The 4673-nt window shown below is 51.5% G+C and carries 3 protein-coding genes; all 3 read left to right on the top strand.

What is annotated here, in order from left to right; genetic code table 11:
- Positions 1-55: 55 nt before the first annotated feature.
- A protein-coding gene (locus GOV91_RS22410; RefSeq protein ID WP_371732359.1) for an IS3 family transposase occupies positions 56-1185 on the top strand; the annotation gives its coding sequence in 2 pieces (ribosomal slippage) (positions 56-313 and positions 316-1185; 1128 coding nt in all).
- Between the two features lie 106 nt (positions 1186-1291).
- Positions 1292-2392 carry a hypothetical protein gene (locus GOV91_RS22405; protein WP_171237125.1) on the top strand — a complete coding sequence of 367 codons (1101 nt, stop codon included), beginning with the start codon at positions 1292-1294 and terminating at the stop codon, positions 2390-2392.
- Positions 2393-3355: 963 nt separating this feature from the next.
- On the top strand, positions 3356-4673 hold a 1318-nt coding region (locus GOV91_RS22400), incomplete at its 3' end, for a M10 family metallopeptidase C-terminal domain-containing protein (RefSeq protein WP_174836876.1).

The raw sequence follows: 4673 nt of genomic DNA, 5'->3' as shown, positions 1-4673 counted from the left end.
TGTCTTTGCCCCGTAAAATTGGGCCACTACTTTGGTCGAGAGGGGGGAACAAGGGATGGCTCGGAAGCGATACTCGGACGAAGACATTCTGAAGCTGCTGCGTGAGATTGAACTGAAGCTGGCAGATGGCGATGATGTTCGGACAGCCTGTCGTGGTGTCGGTGTCAGCGATGCGACCTACTACAATTGGCGGCGTCGGTTCGGTGGCATGGGCAAGTCGCAACTGTCGGAGTTGCGCAGCCTGGAGAAAGAAAATGCTCGGCTGAAGAAGATCGTGGCCGAACTGGAACTGGACAAGCTGATCCTCAAAGAAAGTCTGAACTACCTAAAACCGAGGGCCTGACGACGAGCCAACTTCGTCAGGCCGTCATTCATGCTCGCCAGAAGCTCGGCACATCAGAGCGTCGCACCTGCAAGGTGGTCGGCCTTGCACGCAGCTCCATGCAATACCAGGCCGTAGAGAAGAACGATGATGCTCTTCGACTGGCCATGATCCGTCTGGCCAAGAGCTATGGCCGGTATGGCTACCGTAAGGTGGCGCAGCTACTTCGGGTCGAGGGCTGGCGTGTCAATCACAAGAAGGTAGAACGGCTGTGGCGGGAGGAAGGTCTGCAACTCCCGCAGCGGCACAAGAAGAAGCGTCGCCTGTACCACAAGGACAGCTCGATCATTCGACTCCGACCGACGCATCCCAACCATGTCTGGAGCGTCGATTTCGTTCACGACAAGCTGAGCAATGGGCGGAGCTACAAGATGCTCACGGTTTTGGATGAATACACCCGCCAGGCGCTTGCAGTGGAAGTTCGGACCCGCATGGGTTCTGAAGATGTGCTGGAGGTTCTCTACGGGCTGTTCCTGCGCCACGGAAAGCCTGATTTCGTTCGAAGCGATAACGGCCCAGAGTTCTCTTCACGGGCGACCCAGAGTTGGCTCGAGAAGGTCGGTGTGAACCCGATCCGGATCTACCCGGGCTCTCCCTGGGAGAACGGATACAACGAGAGGTTCAATGGAACGCTCCGCCGCGAGGTTCTCAATTCCGAATGGTTCACAACGACCAAGCAGGCACAGATCGTGATCAATTGCTGGCTCAGGCAATACAACCACACCCGACCGCATCAGGCCCTCAACATGCGCCCACCAATCCCCGAAACTCCAGTCCAATATGGCACAGAACATGGGGGTTAGACAGAATTGGGTCAGTTCACCCCACATATACATGGAAACGCTTGTTTGCTCGCGTAAATGTCGGTATCGATTTCAACTCAAAGGTGATTTGGGGAATGTCAGTCCAATGGAGGCACATACTTTGAAGTGCATTATCCATGTTGGTGTTCACAAGACGGGCTCGGCTTCTATTCAGGGAGTGCTGAACGGCTACAAAACGAAGGAATACGCCTATGCAGACATGGGCGAAGTAAACCATAGCATTCCATTTCAAACACTGTTTTTACCGCACTCGATGGAGGGACATTGGAGGCGACTAGGCCAGTGTCCAATTGAGAAACGCAAACATTATCAAGAACGCCTTGCCGCAGCGTTGCGGTGTGAGCAAGACGGGATAATCTTCAGTGGTGAGAACATCTCCTCATTGGATGCTGAAGAGCTTAGGCGCATGCGCGTTGCACTTGAGCGTGTATGCTCGGAATTCAAAGTGGTAGTGTTTGTGCGAGATCCACTTTCTTGGGCGATGAGCAACATGCAAGAAACTGTCAAGCACGGAGGCCTCGTTAGAACCGATCCTGCTATTTGTGAGCGATATCGGAATTTAGGTCGAGTTTTTCAGAATGAAGAAATCTCTATAATCAAGTATGAGGATAGAGACTTGTTCGACGGCGATGTGGTTCGTCTTTTTTTTAGTGCTTTAGACCTAAAGCTACCTATTGGCTACGCGCCTCGGCACTATAATGTGTCATTACGTTCAGGCGCTTATAAGGTGCTAAGTATTCACAACGACGCCCATGGCTCAATGAGATTTGGAGCCGAATTCGAGCAAGCGCATTGGGATTTTGTTAATCTGGTTCAAGCTTTATTCCAAGACAGTTTCAAGCTAACCAAGAGTGACTTCCTGCCACACTGCTTTCCGGGCGACTATAACTTTTTAGAGAAGGAACTTGGGGTTGTTTATGAGAAGCCTGCCTCATCCATCCCAAAAGCCAAGGATTTGCAAAAATTGGATGACGATACCCTAGGAGTGATCTGCAGTTACTTGCATGCTCAGGGCTCTTCATTCAATTGGATTAGTCAACATAAAAGTGCAATCAGAGCACTTTATTGTTACTCGGTAGCTAAGTCATTGCAGAAGCATCGGGTGGCCAGACGCGACAAGGCAAGAAAATACCTTTGGAAGTACTTAAAGTATGCCACCAACTTACGTTTCAAGCAAAAGGAGTGATATGTAATCGAGATACAAACTAGAGACTTATGTTTTTGGTGCACTTCCAATCTCACCGCACAGCTTGAGCAGTGTGCCACGTGTTAAGTTTTTTCCTAGCTGGGAGGGGTGCGATCACAAACCGCATACACTTAGTTGCTTATCCTCAGTTTTAAGCCGAGGCAAAAATCGGGTAGTCCACCAGAGTACTGCTTTGCCTTCTTTACCGTCTGGGTGGAGCCAGTAGTCAACAGCGCAAATCGACTGGATGCGGAGACAGCAAATACATCACCCAAATAGTGGTTTTTCGACCATGGCCGTTGTTGATGCCATATCAGCACTGGTCACCTCTGAGGATCTCGCGGATTGTGTTGATACGCGCCTTTCACAAGGCGGTGTCAATTCGACCAGATCGCACAGCACCCGACTATCGCGATTTTAGGCAGGGATTGAAGAACTCGAGATGGTTTTCGCCTCAAGGTGAGCCGCTTGCAAAAAGTCTATCTTGGCACTTGCGGCTATGATCGGATTGAGAATTTTCGCCGCTTCACAACACAAAGCCGCAAAAAACTCATCGAAGCTGAACATATGGTATTCAGTAGCGACGAGCCTCCTGATAGAAAGGTCTTCTGATGCACAAGGGGCTGCTCTTAGGATGCGACGTGAGCTCCTTAAAAAGTTTAGGCGCGTTTGGGGCTTGCCACATTAAAAACAACTTGGTCGAGCAACTGGAGCGCGAACAGAGTCAGCGAAATTCAAGGCCTTGACATGGCTTCTTTAACGACAATACCAAAACCCCCTTCCAGTTCTCCCGTCAGTTCGATTCAAGGCGGTGTGGCATACGGTGACGGGAATCCGTCCACGGTCACTTATATTAATTACTCATTTTCTACGGTATTCGGTTCGCAAGCTTGGACAGCAGCCTACAAAGCCGAGTTTCGCGCAGCTTTGGCTGAAATAGAGAAGGTTGCCAACATAAGGTTCGTGGAAACCGGCCCCGCAAATGCTGACATAGTTGAAGTCATCGCGCCTAGGAGCTATTTCCACAACGCCAATACCCTTGGCTACCACTATACACCTTTCCCTGGCCCATCGCAGGGCGCTTACAACACTGCGTATTGGAAGGCCAATTCTGGCCTTGGTGGCAACGGGGATCCGGGCGGGTTTTTCTTCTCCACTCTGATCCACGAATTGGGTCATGCATTGGGGTTGGGCCACCCGCACGACACCGGACTGGGCACAACGATTTTGAACGGCGTCACCTCACCGTTCGACTCGTTTGGCACTGGGAACCTCAATCAGGGCGTGTTCACTGTGATGTCGTATAATGATGGTTGGACGTCTCGGTTCGGGTATCTGGATGTTAACGCTACGTATGGCGGATCCACGGGCTATGGCGCACTTGATATTGCCGCGTTGCAGGCAATGTACGGCGCGAATATGAACTATAACACGGGTAACAACGTCTATGTTCTGCCCTCAGCCAATGTCGCGGGTACCGGGTACGAGGCGATTTGGGACGCAGGCGGCAACGACACACTTCGGCATGTTGGCAGCTCGGGTGCTCGAATCGACTTAAGGCCCGCTACGCTGGATTACACCGCAAGTGGTGGCGGACTGGTCTCTTACGTGAACGGAATACAGGGCGGTTTTACAATTGCGCATGGCGTTGTCATCGAGAACGCATCCGGCGGATCAGGCAACGATACCATTATCGGCAACGCTTTTCAGAATATTTTATGGGGGAACGACGGAAACGACGTTATCAGATCGAAGTCCAATGGGGCCAACGACAATACACTCTACGGAGGCCGCGGCAACGACACCTTCTATCTTGCCCATGGCTCCGGCGCTGACCAGGTGTTTGGCAACGAAGGGAGGGACCTCGCTGTTGTCACGGTGAATGATGGTTCATTTTCTGGTGGATCCGAATGGGATACTGTCAGGTTTGTCAGCGCCATCAGCAACTACCTTTTCTTCGATACCGGGACGTCTTATGTGTTTCTCGATGTCGTCTCGCGTGTTTCCTTTACCGTTGAAAGCGATGTTGAGGCTATTCATTTCCTGAACGGAAACCAGACTTACACCAGGAGCAATATTCAGGCAGCGATGCAGCTGACTGAAGATATCGATCTTCAGGGTACAACGCTCAAGCATGCGGCTCAGGGCCTTTACGTGTTGGATGCAGGTGGTTTGAACCTGGGCCTGGTTTACCAAGGTCAGGCCGTTGGCAAGTCTTCCTTCTCTGGATGGCAGGCCCTGCAGGCCGAAGCTGATGTCAGTGGCTTCCGGGTGCTTTGGC

Source organism: Ruegeria sp. HKCCA6837 (assembly GCF_013034475.1).
In the GTDB taxonomy this organism is placed as follows: Bacteria; Pseudomonadota; Alphaproteobacteria; order Rhodobacterales; family Rhodobacteraceae; genus Ruegeria.
Note: the sequence above shows the minus strand (reverse complement) of the source record. Positions and strands in the feature narration are given on the sequence as shown.